Origin of the sequence: Enterobacter soli (assembly GCF_964208575.1) — a bacterium.
In the GTDB taxonomy this organism is placed as follows: Bacteria; Pseudomonadota; Gammaproteobacteria; order Enterobacterales; family Enterobacteriaceae; genus Enterobacter; species Enterobacter soli_A.
In genome coordinates this window covers 211217-230514 of sequence record NZ_CAXOFU010000001.1, presented here as the reverse complement: position 1 = coordinate 230514, position 19298 = coordinate 211217, and the positions used below count along the sequence as shown (strand labels likewise).

Below are 19298 nucleotides of genomic sequence, written 5' to 3'. Positions count from 1 at the left end.
TTGATGATTGCGATTTCATAAGCCATGCTGCAAAATTCCCATTTTGATAATGTCTGCAATCATTAGCCTCTGTTTGCCAACGTCCGCCGCTGATTGCCCGAATTTGTAATGATACTAATACCCAAATGAGTATTAGTAAACACCCAAAGGAACATATTTTGATTTTAGATTCTCAAGTGAATAATGAAGAGTTACTCGATAGAATCTGTCAGGTATATGGTTTCACGCAGAAAATCCAGCTGGCCCGCCACTTTAATATCGCCGCCAGCTCGCTCCAGAACCGCTACGCGCGCGGCACCGTCTCTTACGACTTTGCGGTACAGTGCGCGCTGGACACCGGCGCCAGCCTTCGCTGGCTGATGACCGGGCAAGGGGCCCAGTTTGAAGGTAACCCGGCCCCGGGCGATCCCATTTCCGTTTCCACGTTCACGCTGAGTGATGGAAGACTGGAAGAAAATACCATTTTGAGTATCGACTCTGCTTTCTTCAGCAAACCGCTGACACGCGGCATCGCCGTCCGGGCGGAGGGCAAGCTGCACTTTATCGAAAAGGAAGCGTCGTTAACCGACGGCCTGTGGCTGGTTGAGATTGAAGGCACCACCAGCATCCGCGACTTGACGCTTCTGCCGGGTAAAAAACTCCACGTGGCGGGCGGCAAAGTGCCCTTTGAATGCGGTATCGACGAGATAAAAACGGCGGGTCGCGTGGTGGGGATTTATAGCGAGGTTTGACGGGCGCGTTCCGTGCAGGTGTGGCGGACGCTTACGCGTGAGTGCTCGAATGATTGAGGGGCTGTCAGTGAGCTTTGGCATGGCAGTGACTCACAGGGGAGTTCAAGCCGAGCTTCCGGGGTTAGGGTTAGAGTGGGAACGACTGGGGATCGAGCCGATTAAGGGCTGAGGGGTAAAAAGGCAATCCCGGCGCGGTGGCCGGGATTGGGTAACTTAATAAATATGCTACTTTTTAAGCAGCCGCGGGAGTTGATTATTTAACTCAAGGATACAGGCATCCATATACTTCTGCGTTTCAACAGTCACCTTCTTATAATTCTCACTTTCCCATTCTGACAGATTCGCTTCCACAGGATCTGGGGAACATTCAGCTACAGTATAAGCGGAAAACATATTCCCACCCTCAGGTTTCTTATAGAAAAGCACCTTATATTTCAGCTGGTAAACAGGAGTGGTTGCCGTAGCATCTTTAAATATCAATGCCCAGGTAGCATGGCCAATATAGAGTTGCTCTTTATAAACATACCCGCTGGATTGAGAGTCCATCCATTTACTGATAGTTTTCTTTGCAGCTTCAGCAAGATAGGTCTTAGTAGGGTTTTTGATCGACTCAATGATTTCCCCTTTATAATTTTCTTTATCAAAACTGCTAGGATTTATATTTCCGGTTAACACAGACAAAACGGCCAACCCTTTTCCAACAGCGTTATGATTCGGAGTAACTACGCGCAGCGAATTATCAGCGATACGATTATTATTAAGTTCTGCCAGAGCTGACACAGCCATAATCTCAATCGAACTACCATTTGAAGAGGTTACTTTTTCAGGTTTTATTTTGCTGGCACACCCCGTTAGCGCTACAACGAATAATAAAGTAGTTGCTATTAATTTTGTTACTTTCATTTTCTTTCCTTGAGATAAAATAATGAAGGAGAATATCCTTCTACTTGCTTACGCTTACCGCTCTTTCGTACTTAGTTCAGGCCTGATTCGGCGTTCCCCTGCATTCTGCAATATCCACTGCCGTTAAATGCGGATAATCTGCCAGCGATCCGGCACAGAAACGGGAATTTCGGGTAAAGCCTGATAGAACGATCCCGGCGCGGTGGCCGGGATCGTTTATACGATTATTTGATTGATTTTTAATATATCTTTTCTTAGATCATCGTTAATATCTGAAGGAGACAACTGGTTAATCAGTTGCCTTATTTGGGTAAAAGTATTTTTCTGACCTCTTAGATCTTCTGCTTTTACTGTTGATAAGGCAGTAATTAGTTCACCATCGTAATACTCACCTGCCAACGGCTCTTCAGTCAGAACTTCCAATACCCTTGGCATCAATTGATCAATACATAATTTCTGTCGGATAGCTCGGCAGAGGTCTTCCACTGTTAGCTCTTCAATAGGTACATCAATAATACGTTCGAACCAGAGTTCAAGTGGTGATTGTTGATCTGGTTCTTTCGTCACATTGATGTTTCCAATCAATTTACGGAAGGTAATCATATTCCATGTCCTTTCAAAGCCGATTCTATTTTATTAATAGCATCTGTTGCTCTACTATACGCAGCCTGAGCTTCGGGGTTGTTGACGTTTTTCAACGTATCCGCATGATTTCTTAATCCTCTGAGCGTATTTTGCATTTCCTGCATATGATCCCAATACCCTCCATTCTCTTTAGGCACTGGATTACCATCCATGTCTTTGATAGTTCCAGTAATATCATGGTCTTTCAGAGCATTTTTTATAGTGTTATCAATCTTCTTAATCGCACTTTCTTGTTTCTGATTAAGCTTTTCTACGGGCTTTTCATTTTGCTGCTTAGGATCATTTTCCGGCGGTGGTGGTGGTGTACCGGTGCCTGAACCCGCACCGCCCAGTTCTGCTTTCTCACCATCCGTCAGATCCTTGCCAATATTCGGGTTCGAAGCACTCCCTGAACCGTACTTATCCTGCAACGAACTGAGATACTTACTGGTGATCTCATCATTACCCATCATTTCAAGGGTAACAAGATGATCCAGTTCATCAGCAGTCAGCTTGTCGGCAAGTGTTTTTGCCACGGCGCCAGTAATACCGGCTTTGACCCCGATTTCCAGCAACTGCTCTGCGACCTTCGTCCGGCAGGGCGCAGCAACCGCGCAACCTCTGGCAACCAGTGCCAATGAGTTATTCTCCGCCGCATTCTTCCCTGCCTGCCCGCCAGCAACCGCTGACCCCGTACTGTCTCCAGCAAGCCCGCCAGCCATCCCGGCCGATATCGTCGCCAGCGCACTGACCGTCTGCTTCTGCTCTTCACTCAGCTTCGACAAATCTTTAACGTCAGGGTACAGCATACCCGCTATCGCCTTCGCCGCAAGCTCACCGGTCGCCGCTCCAGCAGCTCCCGCCGCCGCACTGTTCCCCTGCAGCGTTGCAACCGCACCGCCCAGGATGGCATGAGCAATGGTTTTCGCTGCCGTATTGTCATCGATTCCCATGCCGTGACCAATACGATACGCCAGCTCCGGCGCTGCTGCCCCCGCCAGCGCGGCCTTCAGGTCGCTGCCTGCCAGCCCCTGAAGCGCGGCCGTCGCCGCCTGGATACCCCGCTGCAGGTCGCTGCCCGTGCCGTATTTCGCCGTCGTGGTTTTATACGCATCGGTCTCGCGCAGGGCATCCTGATAGGCCTTTTTCAGTGCGTCGCTGGCATTCGCATCCGGCTCATTCACCCCCTCTTTCGCCAGCGCATCCCGCGCCGCCTTCAGCCCTTCTGTCTCTCCATAAGTGTTCGCAATATCCACCGCCTGCGAGCCAATCTCACCAATCAGCTGCACTTCCTGCAGGCGCCGCTGCTCCTTCTCCTTGTCAAATATCGGGCTGATGCTGCCGTTGGCATGCTCCGCATCGCGGCTCAGGTCAGCCACATCCTGCTTCTGGTTCTCCTTATCGCGGATGATGAGCGTCCCCTCGCTCACTGCCGCCTGGGTCGTGCCTTCCGCGTGACCACTGTTGCCGCCCCCGGCCAGCAGAGCGTTCGCCATGTTCCCGGCAAACTGCTTGCCGATGCTGCCGCCCGAACTGATGCCAGCGCCCTGGTGCTCCGTCTTAAAGTCCGCCTGGTTATGGATATCGCTGAAGCCCAGCGTCCCCGTGTCGAGGCGGTTTTTATCCGCCGTCGCCGTGGAGGCAATCACCGCGCCGTCAAGCTGCGTGTGCCGTCCCACCGTCACATCGAAGCCGCCGCCACCCGCTAAGAGCCCTGCCTGCTCCTGCACCGAGTCATACGTGCTCTTCATTTTGTCCTGGCTGGCGCTGATGTAGCCGGATCCCGTCATGCTGCCGAACGAGAAACTGCCGCCCGCCGCCGCGCTGTTCTTTCCTGTCGTCTGCTGCGCTCTGGCCGCATCGCCCAGTACTATGTCTTTCGCTGCGACAATTTCCGGAGGCGCTGAACGGCACCAGCGTATTCAAACGGGGTAATGGGCATTTTAGGAATCACTGATAAAACGATACCTGCGCAGGGGCCGAGATCTTTTTTTGCTACTCTTTTCTTAGATATGCCAGCAAACCATTTGTATTCTTTATCCTCTGTGGATAATCAAGACGCTGAACTGCTGTATATACAGTAAAATCATCATCAAAATCGGCAATAATTTCCGTTTCTATTACCGATGCAAGCTCTTCGTCGTCGTCATCAACTTCACCTTCAAAATAAAAAAGTATGCTAATGCTCTTACCAGTTAATTCAGCAATAACGGCTCTAATGTTAGGGGTAACGTTTCCCAACAAAGCCCTCTGCAATGAAAGTCTCAGGTATACACTTAAATCAGATAAAACCATTACTCCCCCTTATTATTCTGAAGGTCTTGTAGGAACAATATGCACACCGTTTTTACCATAGTGGACTATGCCATTTGTAGTAGGTGTGGATACTCCTGTCTGAGGGCCAATATAGTTTCCAATATTTTGACCATAATTTATTCGTTCCTTAAAACCAGGAACACCGACAGGATTATTACCTACCTGCTGACCCTTCCTAGTTTGGGTAGCAATGAATCAGGCGCTACGGTATGAACGCTTTTATTCAGACCCGCTTTGGAAGCTATTTTATACTCGTTCGTCCCCGGTAAGGGCTTGTTCTGTTGCCCTTTATTAATCGTAAACTTACCAATACCACCACCTTTAAGAGGATCCCCGTCAGCGTCGAGCACATTTGGTTTCAGTGGATTGATGTCATAAATATTGACCGGTGCCTTGTCCTTACTCAGCGAGTTATTCTCAACCGCATGATACGCGGTTTTGCTCTCCGTTATCCAATCTTACTCAATACTATTAAAGAGCCTGTCTTACATGGCCGCCCACTATTTCCGCAACCCCAGCCTGCGCCTGAACGGCAACTGGCTGGAAGAGGCGGGATTAAGCACTGACACGCCAATCACGGTCAGCGTGGAGCGGGGTCGACTGGTGATCGAGCCGGTTAACGGCTGACGATTAATAAGAAGAACCCGGCAACTACGCCGGTATCCTTTTTATTTATTAATATAAATATCTATGAGCTTATTTATTTCATTTCGTAACTGCTCTTCGTCAAATTCATATTGATCACGATCATCATCAGGATTATACATATCTGCTACACAAAATATACTTGAGAGACACTCACTTACATTCACATCATAGTTAAGTATATTTTTGCTATCTCGTTCTATGCGCCAAAGCTCCATATATGCGTCTGCAAATGCTACTGCAGAAAGTCTTCCACTCCCGAAAGATCTGGCAAACTCAATAAGTAAATAACTCATCTTAACACCCCATTTTTCATATAGTTATCATACTGTGGCGTTCCAGGGATAACTTTGAAGCCTGTAATAAACTCACCTGACTTATCAATAACAACTGCATTATTTGTATTGGGATTAAAGAATACTCGTGAGTCTTTCACAAAGCCATAAGTGCCATTCTCACTAGTAGATTTATCATTCAAATGATTCTTAATGGCAGTCTCATATTGCTTAAGTGTATCCGGATTTTTCTTTGTGGTAACAACATCGAAGTCAATTGCATGCTTAAATTTCTTATCTAACTGTTTAGTGCTGAACGCGACACTATCAGAGATGATTGCAGTTCCAGCAGTTGGTAATTTCTTACCCGGTAATAAAATACCAGCCAGCAACCCGCCCGTGGCTTCCAGTGCCGCCTGATTCCCGCCAGCGGCCTGTTTAACCGTATCCGCAACCGCAGACCAGGTTTCACTCTGCATCAGGGCGCTAACACTATCCGCCACCGCCTGATTCTTCCCGGCCAAGTCGCTCATCGCCTTGCTGCAATAGCTGTCACCTGCAGCACACGACGCCAGCACCATTGCCGCATCAGCAGCATAGTCCGCGGAACCCAAGGCCGCATCGCCGGTATCAGCGAGAGCATTAATAATGCCGTTTGCGATGGAGGAGGCTATACCTTCACCCAGTTTTTCCCTGACCTGTTTTTTCAGGGATTCAGCAGCCTGTTTCGCCGCTTCACGAGCCCGGTCTCCCGACAGCGAGTTATTCTCAACCGCATTTTTCCCGCCCTGCGCCCCCGCAGCAGCCGACGCCGTGCTGTCTCCCGCTATCCCTCCGGCCATCCCCGCCGATATCGTCGCCAGCGTGCTGACCGTCTGCTTCTGCTCCTCACTCAGATCGCTGACTGCTTTACCCGGATACATTGCCGCCATGATTGCGCGGGCGGCCAGCTCCCCCATCGCCGCTCCGGCCGCACCCGCTGCCGCACTGTTCCCCTGAAGCGCTGCAACAGCACCGCCCAGTATGGCGTGCGCAATGGTGTTGACCGCGGGATTATCCTCCGTCGATTTCAGCAGATGCGCCAGCTCAGGGGCCGAAGCCCCCGCCAGCGCGCCGGCAATATCTCCGCCCGCCAGCCCCTGAAGCGCCGCCGTTGCCGCCTGAATACCGCGCTGAATGGTGCTGCCCGTACCAAACTTCGCCTGCTCGTCCAGGTACTCTGGCGTCTCTTTCAGTTGCTCAACCGTCAGGTCAGGGTGCACCTTACGCGCTTCCTTCAGCGCATTCAGCTCACCCTGCGTTCTGGCGATGTCTGCCACCTGCCCGCCGATATCGCTGATGGCGCTCACCTGCGCAAGCCGCCGCTGCTCCTTCTCCTTGTCAAATATCGGGCTGATGGTGTCGTTCGCGTGTTCTGTGTCCCGGCTCAGGTTAGCCACATCCTGCTGCTGGTTCGCGGTATCACGGACGGTGATGTTACCCTCCCCCACAGCCGCCTGCGTCGTGCCTTCCGCATGACCGCTGCTGCCCGCAGCCGATACCACGCCGCCCGGCAGGTTGCCCTTGAATGCGTCGCCGCCAAAATCACCGCCGCCGCTGAGGCTGATACCGCTGTGGCTGACCTTATAATCCGCCTCGTTGTGGATATCCCGGAAGCCCAGCGTCCCCGTATCGAGACTGTTTTTGTCCGCCGTCGCCGTCGAGGCAATCACCGCACCGTCAAGCTGCGTGTGCCGTCCCACCGTCACATCAAAGCCGCCGTCACCCGCGAAGAGCCCTGTCTGCTCCTGCACCGAGTCATACGTGCTCTTCATCTTGTCCTGGCTGGCGCTGAGGTAACCGGATCCCGTCATGCTGCCGAACGAGAAGCTGCCGCCCGCCGCCGCGCTGTTCTGCGTCGATTTATAATCGTTGCTGTCCTGCTGGCTGCTCATCCACAGGTCGCGTCCGATATCTGCCACGATTTTATCGCCGCTCACCTGCGCGCCGGTCAGAATGGCGTCCCGACCGCTGGTCATGGAGACCGTCCCGCCGCTGTCGAGCGTCGTTTCCGTCCACGCGGTACCGTCGCCCTTTTCACTACCTTTCGAAGCATTCACATTCGCAAACACGCCGATGCCATAACCGCTCTTGCCGCCGCCAATGCTGACGCCTGCGACGCCACCGCTGCTGCTGTTCTTTCCTGTCGTCTGCTGTGTGCTGGCCGCGCCGCCCAGCACAATGTCGTTCGCTGCGGCAAGCGCGGTGTTGCCGCCCGCCTTCAGCTGGCTGCCACCGATAAGAATGTCGCCGCTGTTATCGCCTTTCCCTTTTCCGGTCGCGGTGATGGACAGATTATTCCCCGCATTCAGCGTACTGCCCGCAACCGTGTCGCTCTGCATGTGCTGCTCGGATTTCGATTTCTGCGAGGAGAGCGAAACGCTTACGCCAATACCGCTGTTGGGATCGCCTTTAATCTGCGCCATTTCCGCACCCTGCGACGCCTGTACGCCTGACAGTGCCGCTTTGGTGGCCTTCAGCGCCGCAAGGCGGTTATCGCTCTCCCCTTTCGCGTCGCGTGCCGTCTGCACCGCATTGTTCACCGCGCTCCCCGCTGCCCCCGACAGCGCCACCGTCAGCCCGCTGCTCTTCTGCTCAAACGTCTCGTCGCGGGTGCGTTTGTCATGCCCCGGTTCAATCACCACGCTGCTGCCCGTGACGGCAAGATCCTGCTGCGCGATAACATCCGCCCCGCCGATATGCGCCCGGTTGCCCGCCGCAATGCTGACGTCGCCGCCCGTCGAGCCGATCGTGCTGAAGCTCTGGCTCTGGGTGGTGCCCTTCTCGCGCAGGTCGTGGGTGGTTTTGCTGCTGCCGATGGTGAAGCCGATGCCTCCCGTACCCATCAGGCCGGATTTTTTCGTCTCCTTAAAGCGCCAGGAGGTGTCGGTGTTGGTGGCCGCCACGATGTCCACGTTGTTGCCTGCGGACAGGGACACGTCGCCGTCACCCGCCACCGCCGAGCCTTTGACCAGCAGGTTGTTACCCGCCGATACCGACACATTGTCGCCGCTCAGCAGCGAGCCTTTCTCCCGCGTCGCGCTGTCTTCCTCAATAGTGTGGGTGGTCTTTTTGCTGAGGAAACCGCTGCTGGTTTTGGTTTTCTCCCGGTAGCGGTAATCGCTCTCCGTTGCCGTCGTCAGGTTCACGTCGCGGCCTGCCGCCACGCCGATATCGCCCTGCGCCGTCACGTCAGCCGCCTGCGCGGTCACGTCGCGCCCGGCGATAATCGCCGTATTACCGCCGCTGACAATCTCCGTTCCCTGCTGACGAACAGATTCATCGATGGCGGTTTTTTTCTTCGCCTGGCTGCTGGAGCGTTCCGTTGACGCTTCCGCCAGCAGGTTCACATCCCGCCCGGCATGAATGCCCACATCCCCTTCCGCCGCTATCGCCGCCGCACGGGCATTCACGTCGTTACCCGCTCGCAGGGTGAGGTCTTCACCTGCGCTCAGGGTGCTGCCCTGATGCGTGACGGACGCCGTCTCCGTGGTCGCGCGGTTGCGCCCGGCACGTCCCTCGATGGTCGCAATCTCGTTGGCGGTGATGTTGATATCTTTTCCTGCCGCCATACCCAGACTGCCGCCCGCCGACACGCTTGCGCCCGTCACGTTAATATCCTGTCCGGCGCGCATCGTCAGCCCGTCGGTGGCGGCGATGGAAGCTGTACCGCCCACATCCGTGCCACTGAAATGCACATTGCCCGCATCGACATTCCACTGCTGCGCGCGAGTCACGTTGTTAATGCTGCCCGTGACGCTCTCCAGCCCTACCGTTTTACCGCTGATGGTGGAGCCGATGTTGTTGATGTCCCCCAGCGCGCTCAGGTTCAGCCCGCCGCCTGCGCTCAGCAGCCCGGCGTTGAGGTTACTCAGGCTGTTGCTGCTGTCGATTGTCAGGCCATTCTGCGCCGCGATCGTACTGCCGCTGTTGATGACGTTACCGCCCGCCAGCTGGACGTTATTACCGCTAATCACACTGCCGCTGTGAACGGTGACATCCTTCGGTGAAAGGTAGACTTTCGGGATCATCACCGTCTGGCCGTTGAGGGTCGCCGCTTCCCACCACAGCAGGCTGTGGTCAAGCGCGGCAACCTGAGCCGCAGTGAGCGCCACGCCGAATTTCAACCCCAGCGTTTTCTGTTGCTCTGCGGCGCTGTCCATCAGGTAACGCATCTGTTCGAGGTCGGAACCGATGCCGTTGATATAGCGGCTGCCGGTCTGGTTCAGAATGGCGTTGCTGACGTAACGGGTATCAAACGCCGCGTCGCCGAGGAACCGGTAGTCGCGGTCTGGATTCAGGCCGAGCCTGTCGAGGAAATAGGACGAGCCGAGGAACTGGTTCCGATCGGTATACGCGCTGTTGGTTTCACGCGGCGCATCGCCGGGTTTTATGCCGAGCAGGTCATACAGTCCGTCAAACAGGCTGTCGTCCATATTGCCGAGGTCATCAAGCTTCGGGTTCACCGTAATCAGATACGGGCTATCGGGATCGGTTGACGGGACAAAATAGCCATTGTTGCCGGACGGCAGTGGATAGTTTCCGCTGCTGCCGTTTTGGTCGGAAAGTGATGAACCACCGGAGATATCTTTCAGTGCGTCGCTTAACGCATCACGCCATTGCGGCGTGGAGATGTCCTGCGCATCCGCTTCGACAAGAGACTGCGCCTGCTCGCCGTTGGCGATGGACGGGTTGCTGAGTGGGGTTAGCGTTGGGGTCGAGATGTTATTGGCAATCTCTCCAGTTAATGGTGAGAAATCGCCATTATTCACACCTTCTGTGAAGTTCGCCTGAACATTACCGCCCGCCTGAATAACTGCGCGGACAACCTCTCCGGTTCTTTCAGTAACCTCATTATCTGAAAGTTCATAGATGAAGTAGATTTCTTCTGGCTTGGGGATCCAGTTAGAGTAAAAACCTGCTTTTGAAAAAGTATAGGTGCGCCAGGTTTCAATCACTTTATCCTGGTAGCTTAAATTATCGAAACGACTTCCCGATAAGAGAATATCTCTGCCTGCCAGAATCTGGGATGCATTGTTGAGGAAATAGTCAGCCCCAATAGTCAAATCTCTGCCAGAAGAAATACGTCCCGCCGTCCCGGAAAGATCTACCGATTCGGTTTTTCTTTCAACCAGGTATTTTTTTGTACTCGTTGTTTCATCGGGTTTAACAACGAGCATAGGCGCCGGTCCGGCGTTACCTCCACCAACAAAAATTTCGTAATCCGGATGACCATCTTCATTGCCCCAAATTGTAATTGTGCTTCCATTCGCATCGGACAGTTGATCGTAGAAGGTTTCTTCAACGACTTTTGAAGTTAATTCATCCCTGTTATTTTCAAAATGTCGGGTTTGAATCGCAATATCACCCTTCTGCGTCTCAATATCCCCGGATTTATTCACCACTTCACTGTTCGCCGCACCCGCCGCATTTTTCTGCATCCACAGGCTATTCCCTGCCAGAATATCGCCGTAGACGTTATGGATACGGTCAGCGAAAAGCTGCATATTATTCGCGGCATAAATCAGTGCGGTATTGAGCAAGGTGCCCGCCGCATTCATCGTCAGGCTGCCTGCCGTACCGGTAAACCCATTCACGGTAATGTCGCTCAGGCTGTTAAACGCCACGTCGCCACCTGCAGAGAGGCTACCGGCTGCATTAAGCAAAATACGTTGCGCGCTGAACACGGTGTCACCCTTACCTGCGGTGAACTGGCCGTTGTTGGTGAGCACGCCACCGGCGCTCAGAACGAGGCTGTTTCCCTGTAGGGTGCCATTATTGGTGATGTCCCCCTGAGAGATGAAAGAAAGCGTTTTGCTGGCGGCCAGCGTTCCACTGAACTCCAGCGCACTTAACAGATGAAGCGTGACATCCCCCAGCGCCACAATCTGACCCGCGTTTTTCAGCGTGCCGCTGTTGAGCGTGAGGTTACCCGCGCTGAACAACCTACCGCTGGCGGCATTGGTCAACGCATCGCCCTTCATCGTAAGCGAAGTGGTACCGAGTGCCGTTCCGCTGTTATTCAGTTTTTGATAATTAACCAGCAGGTCTGCACCCTGTAGCGAGCCGTCGTTGGTAAGAGTTGTTCCCCTTAGCTCGGCGTTGTTGGTGGCAAGTATCCGCCCATTATTCACGGCGTTCACCGCATCCAGCAGCAACCTCACCGCCTGAACCAGCCCGCTGCTGCTGTTCGCCAGCTCCGGTGCGGTCAGCGTGAGGCTGCCACCGGAGAGCACTTTGCCATCGTTCTGCACGCGGGTGGCGGCTCTCACCGTAGATTCCCCGCCGCCCTGTATCGTTCCCTGATTATTCAGCGTGGCAGCCGACACCGTCAGCGCGTTCTCACTCAGCAGCACGCCGCTGGCGGTATTGCTCAGTGCCCCGGCGGCATTCAGCGTCAGCCCTTCCCCCTGAAGCCGTCCGCTGTTAGTTAGTTGCCCGGTCGTAACGGCGGTCGTTTTCCCCTGGATTTGCCCGGCGTTAGCCGCATTGCCAGCATCAAGCTTCAGAGTACCTGCACTCAGCAGTTTTCCACCGGGCAGATTGTACAGCTCCTGATTCATGGCAACCGAAAGCGCATCAACGCCGGTGATTTCACCGCTGTTAGTCAGCGTCTTCCCCTTCAGCGTGAGGTGCTTCGCAATCCACTGCCCGCTGTTCGCCAGCGTCAGTGCTGAGAGCGCCAGCTCACCATTTGAGGTGATTTTACTTCCCGAAGTGCCGGTAAGGGTGCTGACGATTTGCGCATCCAGTTGATTTTCTGCCTGGATCGCACCGCCGTTCGTAAGCGCCTGCGCATCAATAAGTACCCGTTTCCCCTGCCATTGCCCTGTATTTCGCAGATCGCCGCCCGTTACGGACAAGTCGCCTGCGGTCAGCAACGATCCCGACGTGTCATTCACAAGCGACAGTAACGGTGCCGCCATCTCAAGGCGGGCAGCGAGCGTCAGGGCGGCAATTCCGGTCAGCGTTCCGCTGTTCGTGATGCTGTCCTGACGCGCGGTGACGCGGTTCCCCTGAACCGAACCGTTGTTGCGCAGCGTATTTCCCGTGAGCACCAGATCCCCCGCCGACAGCAGGCTGCCGTTATTCACGGTATTGATGGCATTCAGCGTGATGTCGCCCTGACTCATCAGTTTGCCGGTATTGCTGAGCGTTCCACTGGTCGAAGCGTCCAGTGAGCCGGTCGCGAGTGAACTTCCGCGGTTAGTCCAGTCACGCCCGCGAATGCTGATGTTCTCTCCCTGTAGCTGGCCTGCGGTGGTCAGCGTGGTTCCTGAAAGGCTGAGTGCCCCACTCGTGAGCGTTCGGGAGCCAGCCAGTAAATCCAATACTCCGGCGGTCAGAGACAGTGCGCTATCGCCCTGTAACAGACCGGCACTGCCGAGGCGATTGGCATTCAGCGTCAGCGTGTTGCCCACGATGCTGCCCGCGCTGGACACCGACTGTGCCGTGATGCGGTTTGCCCCGTGAGCCAGCAGCAGGCCAGCCGAGCTGTTATTCAGCGTGTCGTAATCAACAAGAAGTGACGCGCCGCTCAGCTCGCCGCTGTTGGTCAGGGTTGAACCAGACAGGGATAGCGCGGCATCGCTGGTGATAATGCCGGCGTTTTTCAGTTCAGCGAGTGAAAGCGACAGCGCGGCCGGACTGTACAGTACCCCGCTGCTGCGGTTATCCAGCAGACGAGTGACCAGTGAAAGCGTCGTTTCGGCGTGGATCAGGCCACTGTTAATGACGTCAGGGCTGTCGATCGCGAGCGAGGCAGCCGTCAGCGTCCCGCTGTTGCTGAGATGACCGGTTTCAACCTTAAGCCCTGAAGCCGATGATTTTCCCGCGTGGTTGAGGCCGTTATCCGCTTTCAGAATCAGGTTGCCTTTGGCAGCCTGCGTTCCTTCAAGCTTTGCATTGAGCACATCTACGCTGATGCTGTCGCCCTGCGTCTGTGCCGTTGCCGTGGTGTTGAGGCTGTTCCCCCGTAGGGTAATTGTGCCATCCGCGCTGGTTTCACCGGCAAGCGTAGTCCCGATATTGTTCAGCGCCAGATCCCCGCCGCTGTGGATGACTGACTTTTCGCTGGCGGTGAACGTCTCCGCGGAGGTCGCGAGCCCCCGGGCACCGGAAAGCGTACCGTTGTTAACGATCTGCGCTGCGTTCAGCGTCAGCGCGTCATCGCTGATAAGACTGCCGCTGTTGTTCAGGTTACCGCTCGCGATAACGGTGGTTTTGCCTTTCGCGCCGGAGTCACCGGAGAGGGCGACGTTGCGTGCGCGGATATCCAGCGTGGAGGCACTGTTCAGCGTGCCGGAGCTGGCGATATCGGTTCCCGAGAGGGTCAGACTGTTCCCCTGGACGGTGCCGGTATTGCTGACTATCCCGGAGTTAATACGGGTATCCGCAACGGCTGCGAGCGTGCCATGGTTATTGAGGCTGCCCGCGCTAACGGCGAGGGATCGTCCGGCGGCGTTGCTGCCGTTCAGCTGGCTGTGGCCGGACGTAGCGAGCGTGATATTTCCGCTGGCATTGGTGGTGCTGCTGCTCTCCTGAGTCAGCGTCTGACCGCTGAGCGCAATGTCTGAGGCACTGAGTTTTCCGCGCTGCACCAGCTCGCCGCCCTGAATCGAAAGCTGCTGCCCCGCGACGACTGAGCCGTTAAGCACCACGTTTTCGGCACTTTTCACGGCAAGGCGACGATCGGCGCCCGCCTGGGCATCGGCACTCTGAATAACGCTTTTTGCCGCAAGCGCCGCGTCGTTTGCCGCCATTAACGCACCGCCGTTCTGCGTCAGCGTGCCGCCGGTTGTTAAATGCAGGTTTTTATCGGCGGCGATGTGGGCCTGGTCAAGCGTCAGGGCGCTCTGACCGGAGACGGTTAAACTGCCACCCGCTTTATGTCCGCCGCGTAACGTCACGTCCGCCGCGCTGACCGTGGTGCTACCGCTGGCAAGGGAGTCTTTCAGCACCACTTTGCCCGCGCTGTTGAGCGCAATATCGCCCTGACGCGCGTTAAGGTTGCCCAGGTTTACGCCCACCCCCGCTTCACTGGAGACCAGACGAATGCGGTTGGCGTACATGCCACCCAGTGCACCGGTGTCTACCGCCACCTTCGGGGCTTCACCTTCACCTTTTAACGCACTGACGCTACCATCCGCCGCGACGCGGTTCGCCCCGGTAACCAGACGTAAATCTTTCGCATGCAGTTGCGCATTGATCTCGGTCGCGCGGGAAATGATCGACACCGCATCGCTCTGGCTACCATTCAGCCCCGCGCCCTCGATGGTGACAGCGCCTTTAGTCACATCAAGCGATTGCAGCTTACCGCTGGCATCGAGCACCGGTTTACCCGTCGTGAGCGTCACATTCGGCGTATTGATAAACCCGCAGCCGTTACAGGTGATGCCGTAGGGATTCGCCACAATGACGTTGGCCGCCTTCCCCGCCACTTCGGTATAGCCCTGTAAATTCGAGCGGTTAGTCCCAGTAACTTCGTTAATGATGCCTTTGGCTTCCTGCCCGGCTTTCAGGTTGGGGTTGTTCTGAATAATCCCGCCCAACTGGGTCTGGTTGAGCTGTCCGGTCGCATTGTTGAGGATCAGCCCCTCTTTCCCGACGTTGTAATCGTTGTACTTGTTATGGGAAATACCGGATTGATTCGGCGTGGCGATGTTCACCACCGGCACGCCGTTGGCCGCCTTATCCATCTGCGTATTGCCGGACGGGGTGAGGGTTGCGGCCATCGCGGGCAGCAGCGGCTGCGTCGCCAGCAGCACGCTCAGTAACGCGCTCAGCGCGCGCTGCGAAAAACGAACCTGATCCTGTTTCATCATCCCTGTCCCTTAGAAAGCCACTGATACGCGGTAATAAATCGTGAGGCGATCCGGCCCCAGCCAGTCCGGATACGCCATCGGTGTGCCAACGGTAAACTGACTTGAGTAGTTACGATGAGCCGTCGTAAGACCCAGTGCAGCCCCCCACAGCGTGCCGGAGGCGTAACGGTCAAAACCGTCCTTCTTCAGCCAGCCACCATCAATTGCCGCCAGCAGGCCGACGTCCCCTACCCACGGCAGGGTAAAGAGCGAATAATTGAGTTCATTTCGCCAGTAGCCGCCGTTATCGCCGGAGACGTACTGCTCTTTAAAGCCGCGCACGGAGGCTTCGCCGCCCAGCGTCAGCCGCTCGCTACCGTACAGTCGGTCCGGCGACCATTGAAAGTAGACGCTGGTCAGCCACCACAGCCTGTCTGCAACAGGGCGCTGGAAGCTGCCGTTTACGCTCCATTTGCGAAACTCTGCTTTCGGCACATCGCCATGCTTGTCGTTATCATCTTCTGCGCCAAACCACGGTACCCCCTGAGTAAAGGTCGGGTTCAGGGTCGCCACGCCGGAGGCGATTTTTTGCGTGTGGTTAAGGCCTAGCGAGAAACTGGAGAGCTTGCGGCTGCTGGTGGCCAGCAGAACATCGTCGAGATAGTTATGGTTGATGCGGTGCGTGATGCCCGCCGACACGCCGGTTTTGATATCGCCATTGCGGAACAGCACCCAGGAGCCCGTCAGGCGGTGCGTCTCGGTATCCCCGGTTGAACGCCAGAGATACCCGTTATTATCGATGGTGCTGAGGTAGTTGCTCCAGCTGTAGCTGTAGTCCAGTAAGCCGTAGCCGTAAGGTACGCTGACGCCGGCGGCAAAATTTTGCGCATCATGGCTATTCGAAAAATCGCTGCTGCGCCCGCCGCTGACAAACCACTTATCCGCCAGACCCAGCAGATTATTGCCATACACCGCGCCATTGAGCTGTCCGGTCCCGGTGCTCTTTTGTCCACTATTATCGAAACTCACTGTTCCGCTGAGCGGGAATTCTGGCGTAGCCGTCAGATTAACGATCGAATAGCCCTGCCTGTCCCCGGGCAAAATTTCTATTTCAACCGGCGTCTGGCGCACGCGATTGAGCTGCTCCATTCCCTGTTCGATATCGCGCAGGTTGAGAATTTTTCCTTCGAGCCCGGGGAAGGTCATGTTCAGGGTGCGCGCCGGAATGTCTTCAAGACGTATTTGCTGGATCTTACCTTCCAGCACCGCGAGATTCAGCACGCCGCCAGAGAGATCCTGTTCGGTCAAAAACGCACGGCTCGTGATATAGCCCCGGCTGATATACCAGTCAGAAACGGCGTTAGTCAGGGTATTTAAACGGGCAATATCAAGGCATTGATTCAGCCACGGCGCAATCAACTGCTTTTTAGCAGAAGGCGAAATCTGGGTTGCTCCCGACAACTCAATGCGGCTGATGAAGAAACACGGGCCTTGTGACGCTGACGTATCTTCTGGCCCGACAGGACGCGGTAATACCACGCTGCGCTCAAGCGATTCGCGCTGACGCTGGTTATCATCCAGCAGCTGCTGCTGTTGCTGCTGAATGGTATTGCGGTCGGCCGGTGACAACGGGGCGGCGAGTACGATGCCTGGTACCAGTAGCAGGATGGCTGCCAGCACCTTGCGTGCAGATGTTCTCCCTAACACTATTTACTCTCCACTAAAAGTCCGCCGTCAAACTTGACTGTCAAAAAACGAGCAACTTATTTCAAAAAGTAAATAGTGTAAATATCAATAAAGAAAATCAGGATATTTCTCGTACACTTTCAGATTTTTGCAGGTATAAATCTGAAGCAATATTAAAGAAATCCCCCGTCGCGCCGATCATCATCCGTGTGTATTATTTCCTGTAGCTTTCCCAACAACTAACCTTAACTCAAATACTTAAGCGTCAAAGCGAAAGGCATCATGAGCACACCGATCAAGCGGCTAGAAATCATTAAAAATGCCATCGAGCTGGAGGATGACGACATCGTCCAGAGCCAGCTGGCACGACTGAAAAGTGAAGCGTTTGACGATGAGCTACGGGCGATCGTCGCGGCGCTTGAGCAGAAAAATTACACCGCCGCGCTGGCCGCGATCGTCAGCTGGCTGCAGAGCCAGCGCGCCGTCACCACCTGGCGCGATCCGCAGGTGGCGGCAAGCAAGCTGGAGCTGAAGGCGCTGGAAGAGCGTCTGCGGGATCTTATCGACCGTCGCAACGCGCGGGTGCAGCAGCTTGACGAGTTCAACGATCTCTATTTCTCCCGCCTCGGGCCGCTGATGCAGCAGATCCTCTCGCTGCGCAAAACCCTTGCCGAGCTGAACCTGCGCCGCCAGCAGGCCGAGGCGCGCCGCCGGGAAGAGGACTATCGCCGCTGCCAGCAGTATATGGCGCAGGCGGTGGAAGTGCTGGCGACCCTCACCCAGCGCTGGCGCGAGCTGCCCGCCGACTCGGTGCAGGCCGCCGACGCGCGCAAGCATCTTCAGCAGCAAAGCAACCTGATTACCAACCTGCTGGCCGAAGCGCTGGAGCTGGAAAGCGGGCTAACGCGGGAAGAGGAGCCGGCGCGACAGGCGCGGGACGACGCCAGCCAGGAATACGAAAAATACCGGGAGCAGCACCACGACGCGGAAGTGCGTCTGCGCAAAGGGAAACAGCTTTCAGAAGAAGACCGGAACGAGCTGAAGCGGCTCTGGCGTCAGGCGAGCAAGCTATGCCATCCGGATCTGGTGGCGGACGATCTGAAGGAAGAAGCCAACAGCATGATGGTGCAGCTTAACCAGGCGAAGCAGCGCGGCGATGTGAAGGCCATTCGCTCGCTGGTGGCGCGCCTGCAGCAGGGCTTTGAGCCGATGATGGCGAGCGACCGCCTGAACGATCTGGAGCGTATCCGCAAAAAGATGGCGCAGGTGCGCGAGCAAATCGACACCTTAGTGAACGAGCTGGCGGAGCTGGAGAAAGAAGAGTCCTGGCTGCTGGTCTCGTCGCTGAACAACATGGAAGCCTACTTTGCCCAGCAGGAGAAAGCCCTGCACGAGGTGCGCGCTTCGCTCGAACATCAGGTGAACGAAGCGCAGCTGGACTCCGCGGCCTGATTATTTGGCGTGCCAGTACGCGCTGGCACGCACAAGCTGCGGGTCGATAGCGTCGGTTTCAAACCGGCGGCTCAGGCTTTTCACCACCTTCCCTTCCCCGGTCAGCCAGATGAAGTAATCCTGCGCCGGAACGGTCAGCGCCGCCAGGTGGTCTGCGACCGCCTGCTCGCTGTGGCCCACCACCCAGGTGATGTTGAACTCGCCGAGGTGCGCCAGATAATCCTTGTACGCCTCGTCGCCCACGGTAACCACCGCGTGAACCTCCGGGCGAACCGGCAGTTTGGCGATCCCCTCTAAACGGCGGCGCAGCGCGGGCATTCCCGACTCGTCGCAGACGTAAAGCTGCCAGGCGTAATCTTCCGGCACCACCAGCGAGCCGCGCGGGCCGCCGATGGTGAGCTTATCTCCCGCCCTGGCCTGCACCGCCCAGCCGCTGGCGAGACCGCCGTCGTGAACGAAGAAGTCGAGCACCAGCTCGCTGCGGGCCGCGTCGAAAATCGGGGTGTAGTCGCGCGTCTGCGGGCGCACGCCCTCGCCCCAGTCGATGCCCTCTTCCGTGACCACCGGCGGCACAAAGGTGGAACCCGGCTCGGGGAAGAAGACCTTCGTGTGGTCGTCGAAACCGCGGGAGCTAAAGCCCTCCAGCGCCTCGCCGCCTAATACGATACGCTGAAAGCCAGCGGTGACGCGCTCAACGCGCAGCACGGTCAGTTCGCGAAAGCGCAGGTCGTTACGAACCCGCTGCGGATAGCGTGGTGATGTCATTTTTTAAGCCCTTTCTACGTGAATACGATATATCTAAATTATTTTTAAATGATAATGAT

The 19298-nt window shown here is 55.8% G+C and carries 11 protein-coding genes and 1 pseudogene; 3 read left to right on the top strand and 9 right to left on the bottom strand.

Annotated features, from left to right (window positions below; genetic code table 11):
• Window positions 1–158 precede the first annotated feature (158 nt).
• On the top strand, window positions 159–731 hold the full coding sequence (locus AB6V08_RS01075; protein WP_368540823.1) for a phage repressor protein CI: 573 nt from the start codon (window positions 159–161) through the stop codon (window positions 729–731).
• Window positions 732–956: 225 nt separating this feature from the next.
• On the opposite strand, the gene AB6V08_RS01070 is transcribed toward AB6V08_RS01075, so the two are convergent.
• The 5 genes and pseudogenes from AB6V08_RS01070 to AB6V08_RS01050 form a co-directional block, all read right to left on the bottom strand.
• A complete protein-coding gene (locus tag AB6V08_RS01070) occupies window positions 957–1634 on the bottom strand; it encodes a hypothetical protein (protein ID WP_368540822.1) in 678 nt (225 codons plus the stop codon).
• 216 nt (window positions 1635–1850) lie between these two features.
• Window positions 1851–2237, bottom strand: coding sequence for a contact-dependent growth inhibition system immunity protein (locus tag AB6V08_RS01065; RefSeq protein WP_368540821.1), 387 nt, complete (start codon window positions 2235–2237; stop codon window positions 1851–1853).
• Window positions 2234–4039: pseudogene (locus AB6V08_RS01060) on the bottom strand (VENN motif pre-toxin domain-containing protein); the annotation flags it as partial. The gene AB6V08_RS01065 and the pseudogene AB6V08_RS01060, both read right to left, overlap by 4 nt.
• 214 nt (window positions 4040–4253) lie before the next feature.
• Window positions 4254–4553, bottom strand: a complete 300-nt coding sequence (locus tag AB6V08_RS01055) for a hypothetical protein (RefSeq protein ID WP_368540820.1) — start codon at window positions 4551–4553, stop codon at window positions 4254–4256.
• Between the two features lie 12 nt (window positions 4554–4565).
• Entirely contained in the window at window positions 4566–4766 is a 201-nt protein-coding gene (locus AB6V08_RS01050) for a polymorphic toxin type 50 domain-containing protein (RefSeq protein ID WP_368540972.1), read from the bottom strand.
• A 297-nt stretch (window positions 4767–5063) separates the two neighbouring features.
• Between AB6V08_RS01050 and AB6V08_RS01045 the strand changes: the two genes are divergently transcribed.
• Window positions 5064–5201, top strand: a complete 138-nt coding sequence (locus AB6V08_RS01045) for a SymE family type I addiction module toxin (protein WP_368540819.1) — start codon at window positions 5064–5066, stop codon at window positions 5199–5201.
• A 41-nt stretch (window positions 5202–5242) separates the two neighbouring features.
• Here AB6V08_RS01045 and AB6V08_RS01040 read toward each other — a convergent pair whose 3' ends face one another.
• From AB6V08_RS01040 to AB6V08_RS01030, 3 genes are read right to left on the bottom strand one after another with little or no spacing between them, the layout of a single operon-like run.
• The gene (locus tag AB6V08_RS01040; RefSeq protein WP_368540818.1) at window positions 5243–5515 is read right to left on the bottom strand and encodes a colicin immunity domain-containing protein; all 273 of its coding nucleotides are present in this window, start codon (window positions 5513–5515) and stop codon (window positions 5243–5245) included.
• Window positions 5512–15354, bottom strand: coding sequence for a hemagglutinin repeat-containing protein (locus tag AB6V08_RS01035; protein ID WP_368540970.1), 9843 nt, complete (start codon window positions 15352–15354; stop codon window positions 5512–5514). The genes AB6V08_RS01040 and AB6V08_RS01035 overlap by 4 nt, the downstream gene beginning before the upstream one ends.
• A gap of 12 nt (window positions 15355–15366) precedes the next feature.
• Window positions 15367–17016: a ShlB/FhaC/HecB family hemolysin secretion/activation protein gene (locus AB6V08_RS01030; protein WP_439649854.1), complete on the bottom strand. Its 1650-nt coding sequence runs from the start codon at window positions 17014–17016 to the stop codon at window positions 15367–15369.
• A 288-nt stretch (window positions 17017–17304) separates the two neighbouring features.
• Between AB6V08_RS01030 and AB6V08_RS01025 the strand changes: the two genes are divergently transcribed.
• Window positions 17305–18474 (top strand): DNA repair protein, encoded by a 1170-nt coding sequence (locus tag AB6V08_RS01025; RefSeq protein ID WP_368540816.1) that lies wholly within the window; start codon window positions 17305–17307, stop codon window positions 18472–18474.
• Here AB6V08_RS01025 and AB6V08_RS01020 read toward each other — a convergent pair whose 3' ends face one another.
• Window positions 18475–19239 (bottom strand): siderophore-interacting protein, encoded by a 765-nt coding sequence (locus AB6V08_RS01020; protein WP_368540814.1) that lies wholly within the window; start codon window positions 19237–19239, stop codon window positions 18475–18477.
• Window positions 19240–19298 lie beyond the last annotated feature (59 nt).